We start from the raw sequence: 22,647 nt of genomic DNA, 5'->3' as shown, positions 1-22,647 counted from the left end.
CCCTACGATGATCGAGTGACCTCCGCCGGTGCCCTCGCAAAGCTGGGTGGGTCCAGCGTCGCAGCGGCCGTGTCGATCGTGGCAGTCGTCGCTGTCTGCACCGGCGCGATCGCTCTCAGCGACCAGCAGGCATCCGGGCAGGACGAGAGCAATGCCGCCGTACTCATCCCTGCAGATGGACACGTCGAATGGTTCGTGGACCAGGACGGCGTCGTGCGCTCCACCGAAAGCTCCAGGGCAACCGGAGTTGAAGAGTTCCTCACCCTTCCCAGCATGGCTGCGCACGCGCTGCTAGGTGGCCTCAGCGACAGCGAGGTCAGGAACGCGACGCTCTGGCGCGAAACCACCACCACGGTCACCGATGGCGAGACCACGCAGAACGGCGAGCTGTTCCGGTTCACGGACGCGGGCGTCGAATCGATGGTCGTCTGGGGTGGGGAAGTGTCCTTCCTCTACACCCCGGGATTGCTGGTGCTGCCCACGGATGTCGCACCAGGATCCAGTTGGCAAGGCGAAGGAACCGCCTTCGTGAACGAGTCCCTGAACTACCGCTCCCGCTTCACCGCGCACGAGCCCGAGAGCGCCAGCCTCCTCAAGAACGCAAGAGTGAACGACGCCCGTGGATGCATCGAGACTCGCGGCGTCATCGAATACCTCGACGACGCAGGCGCCCTCCTTCTGACCATTAACGAAGCAGACCTGTGGTGCCCCGGGCGTGGTCGCGTCGCGATCGACGCCACGGTAGACGACACAGTCGTCATCCAGGCGGGGATCGACGCTCCACGGCTCCAGTCGCAATCCGCCACCAGATCCATCGGCGCATGGACCGATCCGAGCGCCTGGCGGGATCGAGAACTGCAGACGGTGCGGCGCGACCCGGTCTACGGGGAGGACGAGGGCATCCCGTCCTACTCGGTAGTGCCGGCGCTGACCGCCTCCGGCATCATCGTCTCAACACGCGACAGCGGTGACGACCTGGTCGCATTGCGCTACGACGCCAGCGACAGATCACTCGTGCACCACTGGATCGGTCACCCCGGGGGCCACGCCATCGCGCTGGGCGCTGTCGGCGACATCATCATCGTCACCACGTCCAGCCGCCGCATTGTCGCCTACAGCGATGCTGGCGAGCGGCTCTGGACGCGCGACACCAACGACCTCGTCGTCGCCGCACCCGTTTCAGACGGCGCCGGCAACGCCATCATCGTCGGACTCGACGGCGTCGTCACGAGCGTCGACGCGATCAGCGGCAATACCCGCTGGGAAACGCCGATCGGCGCAGATGTCGACCAGCGGGCCGTCGTCGGCGTGGACACCGTCATCGTCGTCGACCGTGCCGGCCGAGTCGTTGCGCTCGATCGCAGTGACGGCGACATCCGATGGGATGCGAACGGCACAGAGGCGTACGGGATCGCCATCGCCGACGATGTGGTCGTTGTCGCCCAAGGCGACTCCTGGGTCACGAGTTACCGGCTCACCACCGGCACGAAGCTGTGGGACGCGCGCTACCTCGGTCTCCCGTCCGCTGTGCAGGCTGCAGCAGGACAGGTCGTGGTCGTGAGCGACGAGGAAAGCGTCGCCTTCGACCCCGACGACGGGACCATCCTCTGGTCGCGGGACGGGGCCAGCCATGCCATCGGCGACGGCAAGCACGTCATTTTGGTCGATCGCGACTCGGCGACTCTCGTCGACGACCAGGGCGAAACCGTGCTCGAGTGGACAATCCAAGTCGAAACGGACGCACTGTCTCGACACGTCCTCGCCGGGCGGGACGGCATCTGGTCCGTCCAAAGCCTCAACTCCGCGCTGAGGATCGGTGAGCCGTGACCGCGACCCTCAGCCAGAAGCAGACATCGTCCCGGCCGCGCCGTATCGTCGGCATCGCCTGGGCGATGGTCAGCTCCTTCTTCGATCACGTCGTCGGTCGGCCGTACCGGGAAGGCAGGCTGCGAGCCGACGGCTGGCCCAAGGGTCTGAAGCCCATCGCCACCATCGCCGTCATCGGCTACGGCGTCGCGGTGGCGGGCATCCTGTTCTCGTCTGCACTGCGGGAGACGCTGCCGCTCTCGGTGACCGTCGGCGGCCAGTACCTCTCATTCCCGCGCCCAGTGCTCTGGGTGCTCATGCTGCTGCTTGTCATCTCAATCGCGCTGGTGCAGACCGCCGTGCTGCACGTCACCGGATGGCTGACCGCGGTCGTCACGGTGTTGACCGTCCTCGTCCTCCTCTTTGTCGGATCAATGAACATCGGCGAAGAGACCCTCAACTCGAGGATCGCGACCATCGGTGTCGCGCTGGCGCTCATCGTGTACACCGTCATCCGCCGTCGATTCGATTTCGCCTGGTGGGACTTTCCGGCGATTCTCGCGCTCCTCACGATCGCGTTCGGCACGACGTCTCTGAGCGCAAGCGCCCTGAGCGCTTCCCTCGGCTACGACCTCGGCCCTGTGACCGTGTCGCTGATGATGTCGACCATCGGGCAGCTGGCGGTTCCGTTTGCCTTCGTTGCCGGCGCAGCCGTCGCCCAACTGGCGGCCACGTCCGCGGTGTGGGCGGTGCGGGTGGTCCGCACCCAGCTGCCATCCGTGATCACCCTCGCCATCGGCATCGCAGCGCTCGTGGTCTGGCGCGGCTGGGTGATGACCGCGAGCATGCTCGACGGTGACCCGCCGAAACTCAGCCACCTTGCGCTCGCCGTCCTGCTCAGCAGTCTGATCGTCGGCGTATGGCTCCTGTTGGCCCGGGTGCGCGGGCGCCGTGACGAGACCTCGGTCGAGGGCATCGACAGCAGTTTCAGTGCCGTCGCCACTCCCATCGCAGCGGGCCTCGCCGGTACCCTCGGCATCGTTTCCGCGTCGCTGCTGGTCGCCCAGGTCGCCTTCAACTACGGGGTGCCCGCCGTGCCTGCCGCTCTATCCGAGGTGGTCGGTTTCCTGTCCATGAGTCGCGTCGTCGCACTGAACCGGCTGCTGGTCGGGATCTTCCTGATCGTGCTGGCGATCCGCTGGGCACGCCGAGGCCGCACCGGCACGCCCGAGATCCTCGGATCGATCGGCGTGGTGACCGTGATGGTGGCGGCCAATGTGCTCCCGCCGCCATTCGGTGCGCTGTGGACCAGCGAAGCCCTGACCATCGTCGCGACGGTGGCGTGCCTCGCGCTCCTCGCGTTCTATGCCGCCAAGCGAGCCCTCACGGTGACGCGGGCAGCCGGGATCGCCGTCGCGCTGCTGCTCGCCGCGCTCTTCGACCAGCGGGACTTCGTCTCCGACCCGCTCGGCGCGTTGCTGGGCTTCACCGGCGTTGCCTTCGTGCTGTTCGGTTTCGTCTGGAACCTGCTGACGACCGCCGAGTACGCCAACAAGGGCACTCGCCGCTACCCGCTGCCGTCGCGGGTGCTGATCTTCCTCGCCTACTCGCTGTTCGGCGTGACCGTGCTCGCGTTCGCCGCGCTCGCACGCGACCCCGACGCCGCGATCAACCTCGGCGCATTCGCCGGAGTCGGCGACCAGCTGTTCGGGACCGCGATCATCGCATCTGCGCTGCTGACCGTCATCGCCTCGGTGGTCGCTGACCGCGACCCGGCGGTCGAGCCGGAACGGGACTAGCCACCACGTGTGCAACCGTTAAGGGTGCGTATCCCCGACAGCAGTGACCCGGATGTCGTCTACGGCGAGTTCGTGGATTGGGCGTCCGGCGCGGGGTTCACCCTGTATCCAGCGCAGGACGAGGCCGTCATGGAACTGGTCACCGGCGCCAACGTCATCCTCAGCACGCCGACCGGCACCGGCAAGTCCCTGGTAGCCGTCGCCGCACACTTCACCGCCATGGCGGCCGGTGCGCGCAGCGTCTATACGGCACCGATCAAGGCGCTGGTGTCGGAGAAGTTCTTCGCGCTCGTCGACCTGTTCGGGGCCCAGAACGTCGGCATGGTCACCGGCGACTCGAGCGTGAACCCGGATGCCCCAATCATCTGCTGCACCGCGGAGATCCTCGCCAACATGTCGCTGAGGCAGGGCGCTGACGCACCGGTGGACATCGTCATCATGGACGAATTCCACTTCTACGCCGACCCGGAACGGGGCTGGGCTTGGCAGGTGCCGCTGCTGCGCCTGCCCAAGGCGCAATTCCTGCTGATGTCCGCGACTCTCGGCGATGTTGACGCGCTCGCGCGCGACCTGACCGAGCGCACCGGGCGGCCCACCGCATCCGTGACCGGAGTGGAGCGCCCAGTGCCGCTGCACTACTTCTACGCGACAACCCCGGTGCACGAGAGTGTCGACGAGCTGCTCGCCACCGGCCAGGCGCCCGTCTACATCGTCCACTTCTCCCAGCTCGCGGCCCTTGAGCGCGCTCAGGCGCTGACCAGCCTGAAGGTGCTCACGCGCGAGCAGCGAGACGAGATCGCCGACCTTATCGGCGACTTCCGCTTCACCACGAAGTTCGGCCAGACCCTGTCCCGCTTGGTCAGGGCCGGCATCGGCGTGCATCACGCAGGCATGCTGCCCAAATACCGCCGACTCGTCGAACAGCTCGCCCAGCGCGGCCTGTTGCGGGTCATCAGCGGCACCGACACGCTTGGCGTCGGCATCAACGTGCCCATCAGAACCGTGCTGCTCACCGGCCTCACCAAGTTCGACGGCACCCGGATGCGCCAACTCACCGCGCGTGAATTCCATCAGATCGCGGGTCGGGCGGGCAGGGCCGGCTTCGACACCGCCGGCACGGTGGTAGCCCAGGCGCCGGAGCATGAGGTGGAGAACGCCCGCCTGGTCGCGAAAGCCGGGGACGACCCCAAGAAGCTCAAGCGCGTGCAGCGGAAGAAAGCGCCTGACGGCTTCGTCTCATGGGGCGAACCGAGCTTCAACCGCCTGATCGGCGCCGAGCCGGAGCGGCTCACCTCCAACATGCGGATGAGCCACGCAATGGTGCTCAACGTGATCGCGCACGGCGAGGACCCGTTCACCGAGATCCGGGAGCTCATCGAGAACAGCCACGAACCGAGACCGCGCCAGCGGCAACTCGCCCGGCAGGCGCTGTCGATCTACCGCACCCTGAAGACCGCCGGGCTGGTGGAGAGCGTCGACGGGCAGATCCGTCTCACCGTCGATGTACAGCCGAACTTCGCGCTCAACCAACCGCTGTCACCGTTCGCGCTCGCGGCGCTAGAGCTGCTGGATCCCGAATCGCCGTCGTACGCGCTCGACGTCATCTCGACCGTCGAGGCGACCCTCGACGACCCCGGCCCGGTGCTTCGCGCGCAAGAGAAACTCGCTCGCGGCGAAGCGATTGCGGCGATGAAGGCTGACGGCATCGAGTACGACCGGCGGATGGAGCTGCTCGAGGAGATCACCCACCCGAAACCGCTCGAGCACGAGCTCAGGGCCGCGTTCGCGACCTACCGCGCTTCGCAGCCCTGGGTGGCGGACTTCGAACTGTCACCGAAGACCGTGGTGCGGGACCTCTATGAACGGGCGATGACCTTCAACGAATACGTCGGCTTCTACTCGCTGCACCGCTCCGAGGGCACACTGCTCCGCTATCTCACCGACGCGTTCTGGGCGATCCGGCAGACCATCCCGGAGTCGGCGAAGAACGAGGAACTGCACGACATCATCGAGTGGCTGGGCGAGCTTGTCCGCCAGGTCGATTCCAGCCTGCTCGACGAGTGGGCGGAGCTCGCGAACCCGGCCGAGCACCAGCAGCATGAGCAGCAGGTCGCGCCACCGCCACCGCCGAGCGTGTTGACGAACCAGCGGGCCTTCCGGGTGCTGGTGCGCAACGAGCTGTTCCGCCGCGTGCAACTGGCCGCCTTCGACAAGGTGGAGGAGCTCGGTGAACTGGACGCCGACGCGGGTTTCGGCGTCGACCGTTGGGCCGACGCGCTCGATGCCTACTACGCCGTCCACGACTCCATCGGCATCGACTCGGATGCCCGCAGCGGGACGCTGCTGCAGATCGTCGAGGGGAAGTCTGAGTGGCGGGTGCGGCAGGTATTCGCCGACCCAGCTGGCGACCACGACTGGGGCATCACCGCCATCGTCGACCTCGAGCGGTCGGCCGAGGAAGGGGTTGCGGTCATCCGGGTGACCGGTGTCGGCGAAATCGACACGTCCGTTAGCGTCTGATCGGGTGTCTACTAGAGGGGTGCAGTCCATGAGCTCGCAACAGAAGCTGGTGCTCAGCATTGCGATCCTCGCGTCGTTCGTGGCTTTCCTCGACGGCTCGGTGGTGACCGTCGCGCTGCCGGCAATCAGCGAAGAACTCGGGGGAGGGCTGACCACCCAGCAGTGGGTGGTCGACGCCTACCTGATCACGCTCGGCGCGCTCATTCTCGTCGCCGGGTCGTTGTCGGATGTCTTCGGCCGACTCGTCGTGCTGCGCTTCGGACTGTGGGGCTTCGGCGTCGCATCGCTTCTCTGCGCGTTCGCGCCGACCGCCGAGTTCCTGATCGTCGCGCGCGGCGTCCAGGGGATCGCCGGCGCGCTGCTCGTGCCCAGCTCGCTCGCGCTAATCATGTCGTCGTTCCGAGGCCCCGCCCAGGGCAAGGCGATCGGAGCGTGGACCGCCTGGACCAGCGGCGCCTTCATTGCCGGTCCGCTCATCGGCGGCGCCTTCGTCGACTTGTTGACCTGGCGGCTGGTGTTCGGCATCAACGTGCTCCCGATCGCGGTCACCCTGTGGCTGATCACCCGGATCGCCCAACGCGACGTGCGGCTGGAGGGTGTCACGGTCGACTACCTCGGCGCCGTCCTGGCCATCATCGGCGTCGGCGGTCCGGTGTTCGCGCTCATCGAGCAGGACAACTTCGGCTGGGCCAGCCCGGCGATCTGGCTGCCTATGGTCATCGGCGTGATCGCCTTCGGCGCGTTCCTGTGGCGGCAGGCCACAGCACGGCACCCGATGATGCCGCTGTCGCTGTTCCGCATCCGGAACTTCGCGGTCGGCAACGTCTCGACGCTGTTTATCTATGGTGCGCTGTCGATGAGCGGCTTCCTGATCGCCGTCTACCTTCAGCAGGAGGCCGGCTGGCCGGCAACAGCGGCCGGGTTGGCGTCCATCCCGGTGATGGTGCTGCTGATCCTGCTGTCCTCGTTCTTCGGCGGCCTGGCCGGCCGGTACGGGCCTCGCGTCTTCATGTCCGTCGGGCCGATCCTCGCCGGCGTCGGGCATCTGCTCATGCTGACGGTCTCTGAGGACCTCAACTTCTGGCTGCAGCTGCTGCCCGGAATCGTCCTGTTCGGTCTCGGCCTCGCGATCACCGTTGCGCCGCTCACGTCGGCCATCCTCGGGTCGATCGACGAGAAGCGCTCCGGCATCGGTTCGGCGATCAACAACGCCGTCGCGCGGGTCGCCGGTCTCATCGCCGTCGCCATGCTGGGGATCATCATCGGCGGAACCCTGGACCTGGAAGGTCTGCACCGCGGCCTGTGGGCGACAGCCGGGCTGCTCATCCTGGGTGGTGTCATCTCGGCGATCGGCATCCAGAACCCGAAGACCGAGCCGGGCGCCGGAACGGCGGAGCCGAGCCTGTCAGACGACCAATTGTCCGCCCGCGAGCACGACCCCGGCAACGGTAGCTAACGCAGCACCGATGATCAGGCGGAACAACGACCGCCCGACTCGATCGGTCAACACCATCAATGAGACGGCGACCGCTGCCGCCAGCACGATCAGGAACACGGTGATCGTGGCGGGACTCGGCGGCCAGGTGCCGAGCACAACGCACCCGGCAGATGCGACGAGCAGGACACTGACCGCGATGGCGCTGCCTCGCCGGCCGATCGCGTGCGGGAGCCCCCGGATGCCGGTAGCCGCGTCCGCATCGAAGTCCGGCAGCGCGTTGGCGAAGTGTGCTCCGGAACCCAGCAGCGCGGCCGCCACGATCGCCCACGCGTGCGCCAGCCGCGGCTCGGCCAGCGACAGGGTCGCGATGAGCGGGAGCGAGCCGAAGCCGACCGTATAGGGGACGACCGACGCGAGGGTCCCTTTCAACCACAGGTTGTAGGTCCAGCCGGCGCTGATGAACACCAGGTGAGCAACGACGGCGGCCGGGCCGAGCGGGAGGGTCAACAGGATCGCCAGCACGAGCGAGACCAGACTCACGACGATCGCGGTGCGCGCGGCCACCTCGCCGGATGCGATCGGCTTGTCGCGGCGACCGGTGAGGCGGTCGCGTTCTGCGTCCAGCCAGTCGTTCGACAGCCCGACAGAGAATTGACCGAGCAGCACCGCCACGGTGAGCACCACCACACGCCACGGCTCAAGCCCAACGCCGACACCGATGAGCGCGGTGATCACCGCGACAGCAAGGCTCGGACCGGGGTGGCTGGCGCGAAACAGCGCCGCGGTTACGCGCATCCGGCGCCTACGAGGTCGCCGACTGGCCCTCGGCGTCAAGTTCGGACGCCATCAGCTCCGCCAGTTCGTCCGCGACCTCCTCGGCGCGCTCTCCCTCAACCGTGAGCTTCACGCTGTCGCCGTGGTTCACGCCGAGTGCGAGCAGGAACAGCACGCTCGCGGCGTTCGCCTTCTTGCCTGCGCTGTTCTCGATGGTGACCTTCTGGCCGCTGTCCGCTGCCGCTTTCGCCACCGTGGCGGCCGGTCGCGCGTGCATCCCCACTGCAGAGCCGAAGACAACCGTGCGTTCCGCTGTCGCCATGTCGAAGGGTCCTTTCCGTGAACTGTGGGCCCAATCCTAAGTCGCGACCCCGCCGACCGCACGGGCGGTGCCGGTCCGGGTCCGCGGATGTTCGAGTAGTACTCTGACGCTTTGTGCGCGTCAGGCCTCGCCTCGCGCCCACTCGGCAAGAAGGAGCAGACAATGCGGGAACTCCACGGCATCGGAGTCGGAAGGGGTATTTCGAGCGGGGGCGTGATCCGGATGCCCGAACCGCTGAGCGAACCGCAGGTCGTCGAGCGCAGCACAGACGCCGAGCAGGAGAAGCAGGCAGTCACCGCCGCGATGGCGGCCGTCGCGGCGGACCTCACACGTCGCGGTGAGAAGGCAGGCGGGGCGGCGAAGGACGTGCTGGACGCGCAAGCGATGATGGCGCAGGACCCGGGGGTCGTCGACGAGGTGGACGCCAAGATCGACGCCGGCAGCACCGGTGAGCGCGCGGTGTTCGACGCGTTCGCCGAGTTCCAGACGACACTCACCGACATGGGCGGGTACATGGCCGAGCGCGCAGCCGACCTCGGGGATGTCGCCCAGCGGGTGATCGCCCACCTGCGTGGCGTCCCCGCACCCGGTGTGCCGGAGGCGGACACGCCGTTCATCCTGGTTGCCCGCGACCTCGCCCCGGCTGACACCGCGCTGCTGGACCTGGAGAAGGTGCTCGCCTTGGTCACGCGCGAGGGCGGACCCACCTCGCACACCGCGATTCTCGCGCGCGCCAAGTCGATCCCCGCCATCGTCGGCGTCGCAGGCGCCGAGGAGCTCACCGACGGCACCCCGGTCATCGTGGATGCGGGCGCGGGGACGATCGTCATCGACCCCGAGCCGGCTCAGCTCGAGGACGCCGCAGCGCGCATCGCCGAGTTCCGCTCCACAGCAGCGCTGCCGCTGAGCGACGGCACGCTCGCCGACGGCGAGAAGATCCCACTGCTGGCCAACCTCGGCTCGCCGGCCGACGCTGCCGCCGCGGTCGAACTGGGCGCCGAGGGTGTCGGCCTGTTCCGCACCGAGTTCCTGTTTCTGGACGCGGCGATCGAGCCGAGCATCGAGGAGCAGCAGCGCGACTACGAGGCAGTGCTGAACGCGTTCCCCGGGCGGAAGGTGGTCGTCCGCTGCCTCGACGCCGGAGCGGACAAGCCGCTGCGGTTCGTAGAGAACCAGCCCGAGGAGAACCCGGCGCTCGGCCTGAGGGGACTGCGCTCACTGCGTGTGCATGAGCAGGTCCTCCGCAACCAGCTCACCGCGCTCGCCCGAGCGCAGGAGAACGCGAAGGGCGACCTGTGGGTGATGGCGCCCATGGTCTCCGACGCCGAGGAGACCGCGTACTTCGTGTCCCTCGCCAAGGAGCTGGGCATCCGATTCGCCGGTGTCATGGCCGAGGTGCCGTCCCTCGCGGTGATGGCCGACCAGGTGAGCGAGCACGCCGACTTCGTGAGCATCGGCACCAACGACCTGACGCAGTACACGCTCGCAGCCGACCGGATGCTGGGCTCCGTCGCCGCGTACCAGGACCCGTGGCATCCGGCTGTCCTGCGTCTCATCAAGCTCATCGGCGACGCGGGCCGCGCCGGAGGCACGCCGATCGGCGTGTGCGGTGAGGCCGCGGCCGACCCCACCCTCGCGGTCGTGCTGGTCGGACTCGGCGCGTCCACGCTGTCGATGACCCCCGCGGCGCTCGCCGACGTGCGCGCGGAACTCGCCAAGCACACGCGCGAGGACGCCGAGGCGATGGCGGCGGCCGCGCTCTCCGCGACGACCGCGGCCGGAGCGCGCGAGGCGGTCGCGAAGGTGCCGCTGCACAGCGCCGGCTGACACGGCTTCTCAGGGCACGAGCAGGATCTTCCCCACGTGCTCGGAGGCCTCGAGCTTCTCGTGCGCACGTGCCACCTCGGTCAATGGGATGCGCTCGTCGATCACCGGCGTGACCTGCCCGTTCTCGACGAGCGGCCACACGTTCGCGGCGACGCTCGCGACGATCTCGGACTTCTCCTCGTCGCTTCGCGCCCGCAGCGTGCTGCCGTGAATGGTGGCCCACTTGCGCATGAGCCGGCCGATGCTGATGGTCGCCTGCTGCCCGCTCTGGTTGCCGATCATGATGATCCGCCCGTGCGGTGCGAGCGCCTGGAGGTCACGGTCGAGGTAGTCACCGCCGATGTGGTCCAGGATGACGTCGGCGCCGCGCCCATCGGTCGCGCGCAGCAACTCGGTCACGTAGTCCTGCTCCGGGTAGTTGATGAGGATCTCCGCGCCGAGTTCGCGGCACACGTCGAGCTTCCGCTGGCTGCCCGCGGTGACCGCCACCAGCGAGCCGAGCGCCCGCGCGAGCTGGATGGCGGTTGTGCCGATGCCGCTGCCGCCGCCGTGCACGAGCAGCGTCTCACCCGCCTTCAGCCCCGCGGTCATGAAGACGTTGGACCACACCGTGCACACCGTCTCGGGCAGCCCGGCCGCGTCGACCAGGTCGACTGATTCCGGCACCCGGAGCAGGTGCGTGGTCGGGACCACGACCAGGTCGGCGTAGCCGCCCCCGCCCAGCAGGGCGCATACCCGATCGCCGACCCTCCAGTCGCCGACCTGCCCCGCAACCGCCGCGATCGTTCCCGACACCTCGAGTCCGGGCCACTCCGGCCATCCGGGGGCGGACGCGTAGGTTCCCTGCCGCTGTGCGACATCCGCCCGGTTGACGCCGGCCGCGGCCACCTCGATCAGCACCTCGCCCGGACCCGGAACCGGATCCGGGAACTCGCTCAGGGTGAAGGCCTGGGCGCTTCCGGACAGGGGGACGGTCATCGCACGCATTCCTCAACGGTACGCCCCCGGCGTGAGGTCAGGTCAGCTGGCCCGCCAATTCCTCTCGCACGCGCCTCAGGTCCTCCATGAGCGAGCCGACCAGGATCCAGTGCTCCGGATGCGGGTGCGTGATCACCAGCGGGGCAGTCAGCGCCGGCAGCTGGGCCGTCGGCTGGTCGGCGTTGTCCTCGCCTGGCCGCGGTTCTGTCGCGAGCAGCCGAACGTCGTGTCCTGCCCGCTCCAGCTCAACCGCGATAGAGCGCACGATCCGATCATCGCTGAGCCCGGGGGAGTAGTGGTCGCGCACGGCGCGCGCCATGCCGAGCACCCGCGTCACGAGCACGCCGAGCGACGCGAGCACCTTGCGGTCGTGGTCGATGCGCTCGCGGTGCTTGCCGCCGCGCGGGTTCAGCATGAGGCTTTCGTCCGCCGCGGAGATCGCGTCGGATGCCTTCTGCAGCTGCCCCCGCAGGCCGCGCGTCCTCTGCAGCAACGCGTCCAATTCGGGGAAGGAGGTCGGCGTTCGCAGCGCCGTGGACAAGTCGTCGAGCGTGCCGCCGATGCCCTCGGCGAGCTGAGCGACCGCTGCGTGCGCGGGAGCGCTGTGCACGGGTGGCACGATCGCCACGTTGACGACGAGCCCGATGACGGCGCCGATGATGGTCTCGAGGATACGCTCGGCCCCGTACCCCGGCGTGGCGGCACCCAGCGCGACCACGAGCAGGGCGCTGATCGGGATCTGGTTCGACGAGCCGGGCGTCAGCTTGAGTGCCCAGGCGACAAGCAAAGACACCAGGATCACGGCGATCACGACAAGGGCCGAGCTGCCGAACCAGGTCACGGCCGCGAACGCGATGATGACGCCGAGGATCACGCCGACGCTGCGCTCGACACCCTTCGCGAGCGACTGGTTGACGCTCGGCTGAACGACGAGCAGCGCCGCGATCGCGGCGAAGATGGGAGCGGGCTGGTCGAGCAGCCATACACAGGCCAACCAGGCGCCGGATGCCGCGACGAACGTCTTCAGTACCTGCAGCAGCGGGCTACGGGTCGAGACAAAGACCTCGGGAACGTAGCGCCGCACACCTCAAGCGTAGTTGCGGCCCCGGAGGCTACCCAGTGACGACAACCTCAGCGTGTTTCTCACCACGGAACCGCGCGTATTCGCGCGCCGGCCTTCTGAGACCCGCTTCCGCGCGAGGCTTCAGCGGCTCGAACGGCGTCACCTCGACGCTCGTCGCGCGCGATGGCCGACGCCACGTGCCACGCACCACCCCGTCCACAACGAGGGTGTTCGGGAACACTCCGTTGCCGCCGGGCACCAGATCCCCGAGGCTTTCGCCGTCGAGCTGGAGTGAGCGGTCCTGGTAGCCGAGCAGGTACTCGTCGAAGGCGGGAAGGAGCCGGATTCCATCCGCACCCTGTTCGCTGGCGGCTTCGTGGAAGAATTCGGCCCCATCAAACTCGGTGAGCTCCAGGTCGTCGCGCGCGACGGCCAGTCCCCGACGCGCATCGGCGAGCCTGAGCGACGCCCACCAGGCGAAGTCGCGAATCGTGGCGGGCCCGCGCGCGGCGAAATAGCGGCGTGCGAGTTCGCCCAATGCCTCGTCGCCCTCCAACTGCCGATACGTCGGAACCCAATCGTCCAGCAGCGCGAAGGTCTGGGTGTTCCCGTCGGGTGGCCCGAAACACAGGGTCCCGGTCTGCGACAAGATCCACAGCAACTGGTAGCCCCGCTGCTGATTCGCCGACACGCCGCCGCGCTCGAATGCTCGGTACAGTTCCATCCGGCTCAGCGAGCGGCCGCCGTGCAGCGCGTCGATCGCCGCGTAGCGGGCAGTCTCGATCTGCCGTTCGTCGAGTCCAAGGCTGCTGAGCCTGGTAGTTGCCTGGCGGAGCAGTCGCTCGGTCGTGAGGCCGAGGATCCATCTCAGGTCCTCCGGGGCGACGAAGTGCAACGTTCCTCGCATCGGCCAGGAGCGAACGATCGTTCCGCTCGCGAGCGCATGATCCATGTCGCGCTGAGTGGCCGAGTCAGTGCGCAACGCGACCGCCCAGCGTGCGCCGTTGAAGTCCTGCGCCTGCATCGCCGTCATCCACCGCACCACGTCGGCGGGTGATGTGAGCTTGCCGGTGCTGATTCGCTGCGCGGCCAGGCGCATCCGCAGCATCCGGCGCGACGCTGTGGTCACCGCTGGGCCTTCTTGCTCACCGTCGCCAGTTTCGGCTCGGGCTGCTCTCCCGTTGCGAATGCGATGGCGCCAGCTGCGCGCACCAGCCCGAGGTGGGAGAGCGCTTGCGGCGTGTTCCCGGCCTGTCGACCCTGGCCGGTGTCGTACTCCTCCGAGAGCAGACCAAGGTCGCTGCAGAAGCCGACCAGCCGGTCCATCAGCGCCGTCGCATCCTCCACCCGGCCGCTCAGCGCGTACTGCTCGACGAGCCAGAACGAGCAGGCGAGGAACTGGTGCTCTCCCGGCGGGAGCTTGTCGACGCCGGTCTCGGTGCGGTAGCGCAACAGCACGCCGTCGCGCATGAGCTCGTTCTCGATCGCGGCGACCGTGCCGAGCATCCGCGGGTCGTCGTGCTTCAGGTAGCCGATCTGGGCCAGTTGAAGCAGGGTGGCGTCGACACCCTCGCTGCCGTAGTACTGCGTGTAGCTGTTCCGCCTGCGGTCGAACCCGTGCTCTTCGATGTCGTCCCGGATGCGTTGCCGCAACGCACGCCACTCGTCGAGCGGGCCGTCGAGGCCGTGCTCTTCGATGCCGCGCACTCCGCAATCGACGGCGGCCCAGAGCATGGCACGAGAGTGGGTGAAATGCCGCTTCGGGCCGCGGATCTCCCACATGCCATGGTCCGGTCGCTGCCAGTTCTCCGCCACGAACTGCATGAGCGCGCGCTGCAGCGGCCACGAGAAGCGATCCTCCTCGATGCCTGCCTCGCGCGACTTCTGCAGCGCGATCATCACCTCGCCGAAGATGTCGCCCTGGTACTGGCCGAAGGCGGCGTTGCCGCGTCGCACGGGAGCGGCGCCGTCGTACCCGGGCAGGCTGTCGACGATGTGCTCGACGAGCATCCGCTCTCCTGCGAGTCCGTACATGATCTGGATGTCGGCGGGATCGCCGGCGATGGCGCGCAGCAGCCAACCGCGCCAGGCCAGGGCCTCGCTCGTGAACCCGCGGCTGGCGAGCACCTCCAGCGTGGCCGACGCGTCGCGCAGCCAGACGAAGCGGTAGTCCCAGTTCCGCACGCCACCCCACTGCTCGGGCAGGCTGGTCGTGGCTGCCGCCACGATCCCACCTGTTGTCTCGAGCGTCAGCGCGCGCAGCACGAGGATGGAGCGCAGTACCTGATCACGGTAGGGACCGGTGTTCTGCAGCGGCGCCGCCCAGTCGGTCCACCACGCCGTGGTGCGTTCGATCGCCGCATCGATATCCACCGCGGGCGGCGGCGGGCGGTAGGACTTGTACCAGGTCAGCTGGATGTCGACCGTCTCACCTGCCGACACGGTGAAGTCGCACGCGTGCGCATGGTCGATGGCCTTCATCGCCGGTCCCCGCAGGATGACCGCATCCGGGCCGGCGATCGCGATGAGCGCCGGCCCGCCCTTGTGCGCCACCTGGCGAACCCACGGCATGGCGTTGGCGTACCCGAAGCGGATGCGCACCTCCTGGTGCATCGTCACGCTGCCACGGATGCCACGCACCCGGCGGACGAGGTCGGCGCGCTTGTTCCCGTGGGGCATGAGGTCGGTGACCTCGACCTCACCATCGGCGGTCTCCCAGCGTGTGACCAGATTGAAGGTTGGACCGTCGTAGGCGCGGCTCGTCGACAGCACCGCGTCGGCCGGTGCGAGCAGCCAGCGACCATGGTCTTCGGTGCCGAGCAGCGCGCCGAACATCGACTGGGAGTCGAACTGCGGCAGGCACAACCAGTCGATGCTCCCGTCGACACCGACCAGCGCGGCAGTGTGGCAGTCACCGATGAGTGCGTAGTCCTCGATGCGCAGTGGCACGCGCTCATCCTGACACGCTCTCCCGTCAGGGAACCCTGATCTGTCTTCAAGGTCGCCGGTTAGCCTTGGCCCCATGGCCGACCGAATCGACACCTTCGTCATCCTGGGCGGTGGGGGCGATCTGGCCGCCAGACTGCTCATGCCCGGCCTGGGTCAACTGCTGGATGCCGAGCGGATGACCGGCTTCCACCTCATCGGAGTCGGCCAGGACCCGTTGTCTGACGACGACTGGCGCGAGCGGGTGAGGAAATCATTCGACTCGATCGGCGCATCCGGCCAGTACGCTTCGGACACCGCCGCGCGATCCCGCTACCTGCAGGCCGACGTGACCAACCCTGAGGAGCTGCGGCGGGTGCTGGGCGAAGTGGAGGGCACGCCGGCGGTCTACTTCGCGCTGCCACCGGCGGTGACAGCCAAGGCGTGCCGCGCCCTCGCACGGGTCGAGCTTCCCGATGGCACGGTGTTCGGGCTCGACAAGCCGTTCGGGACCGACCTGAAGAGCGCCAAGGCGCTCAACCGGCTGCTGGCCAGGCTGGTTCCGGAGAACGCCGTGCACCGGGTTGACCACTTCATGGGCAAGGCCACGGTGCTCAACCTGCTCGGCGTCCGCTTCGCGAATCGAATCTTCGAGCCGGTCTGGAACTCGGACAACATCGCAGCCGTCGACATCGTCTTCGACGAGCAACTCGGCCTCGAAGGGCGCGCGTCCTACTACGACCGTGCCGGCGCGCTCAGCGACATGCTGCAGAGCCACCTCCTGATCGTCCTGGCGCTGTTCGCGATGGAACCGCCGTCGAGCGTCGACGCCGATGACCTGCGCGGCGCGATAGCGCAGACGCTCCGGGCGACCCGGGTCGCCCACGGCGACGCCCGCCAGTCAAGCCGCCGCGCGCGATACACCGCAGGCAGGATCGGGGACCGCACCTTTCCCGACTACGCGGACGAGCCGGGCGTTGACCCCGCCCGGAAGACCGAGACGCTTGCCGAGGTGACCGTCACGATCGACAACTGGCGTTGGGCCGGTGTCCCGTTTCGGCTGCGCTCGGGGAAGGCGATCGGCGACATCCGAAAGGAGATCGTCGTTCAGTTCAAGGATGTGCCGCACCTTCCGAGCGGGTTCAAGGGGTACGACGGAGCGACGCGGATGCGCATCCTGCTGAGCCCAGAGGTCATCGAGCTCGACCTCAACATCAACGGCGAGGCCGACCCGTTCACGCTCGAGCAGACCACGCTGCGGGTCGATTTCGGCACGGGGGACCTGCTGCCGTACGGCGAGGTCATCTCCGGGATGCTGCGGGGCGACCCGACACTGTCGGTCCGTTCCGACGTGATCGAGGAGTGCTGGCGCATCGTCGAGCCGGTGATGAAGGCATGGCGAGACGACGAGGTGCCGCTCGAGGAGTACCCGGCCGGATCGGCCGGTCCCTGAGCACTATGACCGCCGTCTGTACGACGCGGCCAGGCGGCGGAAGCCTTCCTCCAGCGTGACCGTGGGTGCCCACTGCAGGTGGGCGCGGGTGCGACGCTGGTCGAACCAGTGCGCCGTCGACAACTGTTCGGCCAGGAACCTGGTCATCGGCGGTTCATCCGCACCCGGCCGCACCCGCCAGAGCGCCTCGACGAGGGAACCGCCACCACGCGCCACCGCCGCAGGGACCCGCCAGCGGGGAGCGGCTACGCCAGCCGCGGTGCAGATTGCGGCCAGCAGCTCTGCCACCGGGCGGGGCTCCCCGTTGGTGACCACGAACGCCTGGCCGTGGACGGCATCCGCCCGCTCGAGCGCAGCACCGATCGCGGATGCGGCATTGTCCACGAACGTCGTGTCGATCATGGCTGCGCCGTGGTCGAGCAGCGGCAACCGGCCGCGCCTGGCCCGGTCGACGATGCGCGCGATCAGCTGGGTGTCGCCCGGACCCCAGACCAGGTGCGGGCGCACCGCCACCACCGAGAACCCCGGGGCGTCGGAGGCCAGCGCCATCAGCTCGGCGACCGCCTTGGTGCGGGCGTAGTCACCGCGGGCACGCAGCGGGTCGGCAGACAACGCATCGTCGCCCATGATCGAGCTGCCCGAGTGCGCGACGGAGGGGGAGGAGACAAACACGAATCGGCTGGCCCCTGCCGCCTGCGCTGCGGCGAGCAGCGCCCGCGTACCGCCGACGTTCACCCGTCGGAACTCGGCCGGGTCACCCGCCATCGACACCTTCGCCGCCAGGTGCACCACCGCGTCGATGTTCCGAACCGCGCGGACGACGTCGGCACGTACGGTCACCGAACCGTGCACGTCCTCCACGCCAGCGACCCCGGAAGGCCGCCGCTGGAACGTCCGCACCGAGTGTCCGGCCGCTGCGACCTGCGCCGCGACCGCCCGACCCAGAAACCCGCTCGCCCCGGTGACCAGCACCCTCATGGCCGCACCATGCGGCCGCCGGCCAGTAGTCGCGTTGCCCAATCGGCCAGCCGCGTGCGGTTGATCTTCGAGTTGTGCCGGATGTCGGTCGGCAGCCGCGGCACCACAAGCACCGCCGCGATCGGATGCGAGACGGATGCGCGAACGGAAGCCGCGAGCTCGGTGCTAGCCAGGGACACACGTGGGGCAGGCCGAATTGTCTCTACCACCGCGACGACCTGCTGGGTGCCAGCCGGACCGACACCCACCACCGCGGCACGGGCAATGGCGGGAACCGACTCGATCGCCTGCTCCGGACCGACCGGGGTGAGCACGCCGGCCGCCGTGGTGATCACGTGCGGCAGCCTGCCCTCGACCCACAGCCGCCCCTGTTCGTCGAGGTGGCCGACGTCGCCGGTGCGGTGCCAGCGTCCGGCGCCCGTGCCGCGGGTGGCGGCTTCGTTGGTCAGCCAGAGCCGGTCGTAGCGGTCCTTCAGGTGCGCCGCCGAGACGACGATCTCGCCGGTGACGTTGGGTGCATCCATCGGGGCACCGACCGCGTTGCCGTTTTCATCCAGGGGGCTGATCTGCACCTGCGTGGTCGCCGTCGGGAAACCGACGCAAACGCCGCCCGGGCCGTCCGCCGCCACGGCAGCCGAAGCCCAGATGCCCTGTAGCGAGACATCGGTCAGCAGCAGCCCCTCGGTCATGCCGTAGGGAGTATGCGCGCTCGCCGCCGGCATCAGTGCGGAGGCTGCGGTCAACAGCGACTCGGACACCGGGGCTCCGGCCGAGAGGAACAGTTCCACCCGCCCCAGGGCGCTGTGGTCGGCGGCGGTCAGGGCATCCGCGGTTGCGACGACGTTGGACAGGGCGGCGGGAGAGAGGAACACCACAGTGGAATCGGTGTCCACATTCGCCGCAGCCACCGCGGCCGCGACCGCCGAGGCGGTGAGTGTCTTCGGGGACGTCACGTTCATGTCGGGGGTGACCGACCGGGCACCGAGCGCGGGGCCCAGCAGGGCGAACGGGGCGAAGCCGGCGACTAGGCCGGTGCCCGTTCCGACGCCGTACTGGTCGGCAAGCGCCTTGCAGAGCGCGGCGAGTTGCGCATGCGTGTAGACGACGCCCTTCGCGGGCCCGGTGGAACCGGACGTGAACAGCACCGCGGCAGTATCGGCGGCTGATGGCGGCGGCGGAAGTTCCTCGTCGAACCCCAGCCGGGCGACATCGGCCAGCAGGTGCGAGACCCCGAGCGCGCGTTTCGCGCCGGGTGCCAGCCGTGCGGTGGCGATTCTCTGCCCCGGCCAGCCCAATGCCCGGGCGGCCGTGAGTCCGGGCGCCGCACCCACAATGTGATCTGGCCTGGCGCCGCGCACCGCCCGGGTGAGCCCGCCCAGGCCGAGGCCGGCGTCTGCCACCACCACCACCGCACCAATGCGCAGGCAGGCGTACAGCACCGCGGTGAGGTCGGCGCCGGGCGGGATGAGCAGGGAAACCCGATCGCCGGACTTCACTCCGCAGCGCGTCAGGCCGGCAGCGATCTGCCGCACCCGACGCGAGAGCAGGCGCCAGCTCACCACCCGGGGAGTGCGGCCGCGTGGCGGCGCGAGTTCGACGAGCGCGGTGCCGGAGCTGTCCCGAAGCGCTTCAAGGTGGTGCCAGAGGGGCCGGTCGGACCCCGCCGCGACCGCAGTCGCTGGCTGGAAAGGCGGATCCAGCTGCCCCACTGCCTGCTGCTCGTCCAGCCAGGCGAGCACCGCCGAAGCGTAGTCGGCATCTTCGGCCACCAAGTGGCCGGCCCCCTCGAATCGGTGCACGTCCGCCTGCGGCATCCGCTCGATGAGGTCGTCCAGGTAGTTGTCGCTGAAAATCGGGTCCAGCGGCCCCCACAGCAACAGGGCGGGCCGCCTGAGGTTGCGCACCCCGTCGGCTATGCGGTCGAGTTCGGCTCGGCTGGGGTGATCAGCGCCGATGGGGATGTCGGCGACGAAGGCCCCGATACCGCCACGGCGGCCGGCCGTTCGGTAGGGGGCGCGGTAGCCTCGCTTCAGGTCGGCGGTGAGCGGCGGATGTGCCAGAGCCAGAGTGCTCTCCAGAAACGCAGGCGTGGAAACCGTCGCGGGTCCCAGCACCGGCGCGCTCAAGGCCAGTCGAAGCGGGACGGGGATGGGGCCGCCGGGATGGTGCACTGCTGTATTCAGCAGCATTACCCCAGCCAGCAGCTGGGGATGGTCGATCGCCCAGCCGAGCGAAATGGGGCCACCCCAGTCATGGCCGAGGGTGAAGACCGGGCCGTTCAGCTCCAGCGCGTCGGTGAGCGACGACAGGTCGCTGACCCGCCCAGGCAGGCCGCGGGTCTCCCCGGTGCGCTCCGAGAAACCCATGTCCAACTGGTCGACCGCGATCACCCGCCAGGCGGGGTCACCGAGTCCCGCCGCATCCGTCGCCGCGCTGACCAGCCCGCGCCACAGATACGACCAGGTCGGGTTGCCGTGCACGCAGAGAATCGTGCCCGTCGCCGTAACGCCGAGCTCCGCCAGCCGTGCCCCGTTGTCGAGCAGGTGCCAGGTGCGCGGTCTGCCCTGCGCATCCGGAGCGATCACCAGCCGGGAGGAGGCGGCGTCCATGCCCTCGAGGCCAAGAGGCGGCAGCCGGGCAGGGGCAGTGAGAATAGCGGCACGCGGAAGACGCGGCGTCACCAGGCGAGTTCCATCATCGCGGTGTTCAGGCCCGACCCGACCCCCATCAGCAACACCCGGCTGCCCGGGGCCAGGCTTATTGCCTCCTCGGCGAGCGTGATCGGGATCGACGCGGGGCCGACATTGCCGAGTCTCGGGTAGGTGAGCGGCACGCGGGAGCGGTCGATGCCCGATGCCTTGACTATGGCGTTGGTGTGCACGTCCGACACCTGGTGCACGATGTAGCGGTCCATGTTCGACCAGTTCCAGTCGCGCTTCGCTTCGTCCCAGGCGGAGACAACCAGCTCCATGCCGCCCTTGAGCAGCGCTTTCGCATCAGTGAACATGCCGTCGACGCTGCCGACGCAGAGGTCGTTGAATTGGGTGGCCGCGCGGGTCACGCCGCCGAGCACCCGGTGGCCTGCCGGATGCGCATCCGCCGGTCCGAGCACGGCAGCAGCGGCTCCGGAACCAAGGGTGAGGCTGGCGAACTGGCTCATGAAGTCCTTGCGGCCGATGCCCCTGCGGCTGAGCCGGTTGATGGTGTTGATCTGGATGTCGTCGGCGTCCTCACCGTCGATGATGACGGCATACTTCACTTGGCCGGAGTCGATGAGCCCGGCCGCCAGTGACATCCCGTTGACAAAGCCGAGGCAGGCGTTCGCAATGTCGAAGTTGACAGCGGATGACGGCAGCCCCAGCCGGTGGTGTATGCGCACGGCCACGGACGGTTCCAGATTCTTGCGCGTCACCGAGGTGTTGATGAGCAGCCCCACCTGACCGGGCTCAACGCCTGCCGCCTGCAAGGCCCGTTCACCTGCGGAGACAGCCGCGTCGTCGAAAGTCTGGCCTTCGCCCCAGTTGCGGCGCTCGTGCACGCCAGCAACCCGCTGCAGCAGGCCGTCGGGCAGTTTCAACTTGCGCAGGACCGGTGCCAGCTGCCTGTCGATCTCGGCCGATGAAGTGATTCGCGCAGCGAGGGTGCTTGTGACCGAGAGCAGGGCGACGTTGGTGTGCGAGGTCGTCGCGTTTCCGTCCAACGAGCCTCCCTGTCAGTTAGAGTTCGCCTTGTCATCCTGACCGCGGCCTCTGCGCGTTCACCGCACGTATCCTGACTGGTATCCGTGTTATTTTCAGAAGCTGTCTCTAGCGATCCTCAAGCAGGTCTCGAAGCGCGGTTTCGCCGGCGCCTGCCCTGGAGATCACCTCTCCGTCATGGAAGCGGTCGATGACCCTGGGATCGACGTAGCTCTTCCGGGCGATGGCTGGCGTGTTGCCGAGTGCCTCGGCTGCGTCCCGCATTGCGGCTGCGACCGCCTTGTCGCGAGCGGAGCGGGTCTTCGGAAGCGTTCCCGCGAGCGATCTCGCCGCCGCGATGGTGCCACTCAGCGTCCGGAAGTCCTTGGACGTGAAATCCGGCCCGACCAGCGAGCGCACCGCGTCGTTGATGTCGGCGGCGGTGAGCGGATGCCAGCCGTCGTCGTCCCGCCAGCCGAGCAATCGACCGGAGCGTCGCTTCATCGCTCTGAGCGCTCTGGCCAGTTCGGCGTCGGTGACGGCGGAGAACCACTCCTGCCCACTCTTGCCTGGGAAGCAGAACTCGATGGTGTCGCCGGAGATCGTGACGTGGCGGCAGAGGAGCGTCGACAGGCCGTGGCTTCCGTTGTCCTGCGCGTATTGCTCGCCACCCACCCGCAGGGCCGCGGTGTCGAGGATGCGGAACGCGGCGGCCAGGGCACGCTCGCGTGTCAGGTCGTCGCCGCGCAACGCAATGGTGACGGCGCGTCGGGCGCCGGGCAGCCGAGCGGCAAGCTCCAGCGCCCGATCGAACTTCAGCTCGTCCTGCTTGCGGCGCCACTGCTCGTGGTACAGGTACTGCCGCCTGCCCGCGGCGTCGGTGCCGACCGCCTGGATGTGGCCATTCGGCCACGGTGAGATCCAGACATCCTTCCATGCGGGCGGGATCGCCAGGGCGAGGATGCGCTCGAGCTCCTCCTCCGGAAGTGGCGCACCGGACTCGTCGAGGTAGCGGAAGCCGCGGCCGGCGCGCACCCTGCGCCAGCCCGGGGCAGCCGGATCGACCCTCCGCAGCCGTGCCACCTGG

The 22,647-nt window shown here is 68.6% G+C and carries 16 protein-coding genes; 6 read left to right on the top strand and 10 right to left on the bottom strand.

The window, feature by feature from the left end; translation table 11 throughout:
• Positions 1–15: 15 nt before the first annotated feature.
• Genes IRG63_RS11010 through IRG63_RS10995 form a run of 4 tightly spaced genes read left to right on the top strand, consistent with a single transcriptional unit; the run spans position 16 to position 7,581 of the window.
• Positions 16–1,827, top strand: coding sequence for a PQQ-binding-like beta-propeller repeat protein (locus tag IRG63_RS11010; RefSeq protein ID WP_193510129.1), 1,812 nt, complete (start codon positions 16–18; stop codon positions 1,825–1,827).
• Positions 1,824–3,605, top strand: coding sequence for a hypothetical protein (locus tag IRG63_RS11005; RefSeq protein ID WP_193510128.1), 1,782 nt, complete (start codon positions 1,824–1,826; stop codon positions 3,603–3,605). The genes IRG63_RS11010 and IRG63_RS11005 overlap by 4 nt, the downstream gene beginning before the upstream one ends.
• Positions 3,606–3,614: 9 nt before the next feature.
• Complete coding sequence (locus IRG63_RS11000) at positions 3,615–6,125, top strand: DEAD/DEAH box helicase (protein ID WP_193510127.1); 2,511 nt, start codon at positions 3,615–3,617, stop codon at positions 6,123–6,125.
• A gap of 28 nt (positions 6,126–6,153) precedes the next feature.
• A complete protein-coding gene (locus IRG63_RS10995; protein WP_193510126.1) occupies positions 6,154–7,581 on the top strand; it encodes an MFS transporter in 1,428 nt (475 codons plus the stop codon).
• On the opposite strand, the gene IRG63_RS10990 is transcribed toward IRG63_RS10995, so the two are convergent.
• Together IRG63_RS10990 and IRG63_RS10985 are read right to left on the bottom strand one after the other, a co-directional pair.
• A complete protein-coding gene (locus tag IRG63_RS10990) occupies positions 7,531–8,358 on the bottom strand; it encodes a UbiA family prenyltransferase (protein ID WP_193510125.1) in 828 nt (275 codons plus the stop codon). The two genes, IRG63_RS10995 and IRG63_RS10990, sit on opposite strands and share 51 nt — an antisense overlap.
• A gap of 7 nt (positions 8,359–8,365) precedes the next feature.
• The gene (locus tag IRG63_RS10985; protein ID WP_168627539.1) at positions 8,366–8,659 is read right to left on the bottom strand and encodes an HPr family phosphocarrier protein; all 294 of its coding nucleotides are present in this window, start codon (positions 8,657–8,659) and stop codon (positions 8,366–8,368) included.
• A 162-nt stretch (positions 8,660–8,821) separates the two neighbouring features.
• Between IRG63_RS10985 and ptsP the strand changes: the two genes are divergently transcribed.
• Positions 8,822–10,486 carry a phosphoenolpyruvate--protein phosphotransferase gene (gene ptsP, locus IRG63_RS10980; protein WP_193510124.1) on the top strand — a complete coding sequence of 555 codons (1,665 nt, stop codon included), beginning with the start codon at positions 8,822–8,824 and terminating at the stop codon, positions 10,484–10,486.
• 9 nt (positions 10,487–10,495) lie between these two features.
• On the opposite strand, the gene IRG63_RS10975 is transcribed toward ptsP, so the two are convergent.
• The 4 genes from IRG63_RS10975 to IRG63_RS10960 are packed head-to-tail and all read right to left on the bottom strand — an operon-like array spanning position 10,496 to position 15,476.
• Positions 10,496–11,473 (bottom strand): NAD(P)H-quinone oxidoreductase, encoded by a 978-nt coding sequence (locus tag IRG63_RS10975; RefSeq protein ID WP_193510123.1) that lies wholly within the window; start codon positions 11,471–11,473, stop codon positions 10,496–10,498.
• A gap of 28 nt (positions 11,474–11,501) precedes the next feature.
• Positions 11,502–12,548 carry an FUSC family protein gene (locus tag IRG63_RS10970; protein WP_168627536.1) on the bottom strand — a complete coding sequence of 349 codons (1,047 nt, stop codon included), beginning with the start codon at positions 12,546–12,548 and terminating at the stop codon, positions 11,502–11,504.
• Between the two features lie 28 nt (positions 12,549–12,576).
• A complete protein-coding gene (locus IRG63_RS10965) occupies positions 12,577–13,656 on the bottom strand; it encodes a winged helix DNA-binding domain-containing protein (protein ID WP_193510122.1) in 1,080 nt (359 codons plus the stop codon).
• Positions 13,653–15,476, bottom strand: coding sequence for a glycoside hydrolase family 15 protein (locus IRG63_RS10960; RefSeq protein ID WP_193510121.1), 1,824 nt, complete (start codon positions 15,474–15,476; stop codon positions 13,653–13,655). The genes IRG63_RS10965 and IRG63_RS10960 overlap by 4 nt, the downstream gene beginning before the upstream one ends.
• 73 nt (positions 15,477–15,549) lie before the next feature.
• Between IRG63_RS10960 and IRG63_RS10955 the strand changes: the two genes are divergently transcribed.
• Positions 15,550–16,905 (top strand): glucose-6-phosphate dehydrogenase, encoded by a 1,356-nt coding sequence (locus IRG63_RS10955; protein WP_168627533.1) that lies wholly within the window; start codon positions 15,550–15,552, stop codon positions 16,903–16,905.
• Between the two features lie 3 nt (positions 16,906–16,908).
• Here IRG63_RS10955 and IRG63_RS10950 read toward each other — a convergent pair whose 3' ends face one another.
• From IRG63_RS10950 to IRG63_RS10935, 4 genes are all read right to left on the bottom strand, one after another.
• Positions 16,909–17,883, bottom strand: a complete 975-nt coding sequence (locus tag IRG63_RS10950) for an NAD(P)-dependent oxidoreductase (protein WP_193510120.1) — start codon at positions 17,881–17,883, stop codon at positions 16,909–16,911.
• Entirely contained in the window at positions 17,880–20,492 is a 2,613-nt protein-coding gene (locus tag IRG63_RS10945) for an alpha/beta fold hydrolase (protein ID WP_193510273.1), read from the bottom strand. Before IRG63_RS10945 ends, IRG63_RS10950 begins: the two co-directional genes overlap by 4 nt.
• Before the next feature lie 68 nt (positions 20,493–20,560).
• Complete coding sequence (locus tag IRG63_RS10940) at positions 20,561–21,583, bottom strand: 3-oxoacyl-ACP synthase III (protein ID WP_193510119.1); 1,023 nt, start codon at positions 21,581–21,583, stop codon at positions 20,561–20,563.
• 106 nt (positions 21,584–21,689) lie between these two features.
• On the bottom strand, positions 21,690–22,643 hold the full coding sequence (locus IRG63_RS10935) for a DNA topoisomerase IB (RefSeq protein WP_193510118.1): 954 nt from the start codon (positions 22,641–22,643) through the stop codon (positions 21,690–21,692).
• Positions 22,644–22,647 lie beyond the last annotated feature (4 nt).

The sequence above is a fragment of the Cryobacterium sp. BB736 genome (genome assembly GCF_014980265.1).
Taxonomy (GTDB): domain Bacteria; phylum Actinomycetota; class Actinomycetes; order Actinomycetales; family Microbacteriaceae; genus Terrimesophilobacter.
This window is presented reverse-complemented; position numbering and strand designations above follow the sequence as displayed.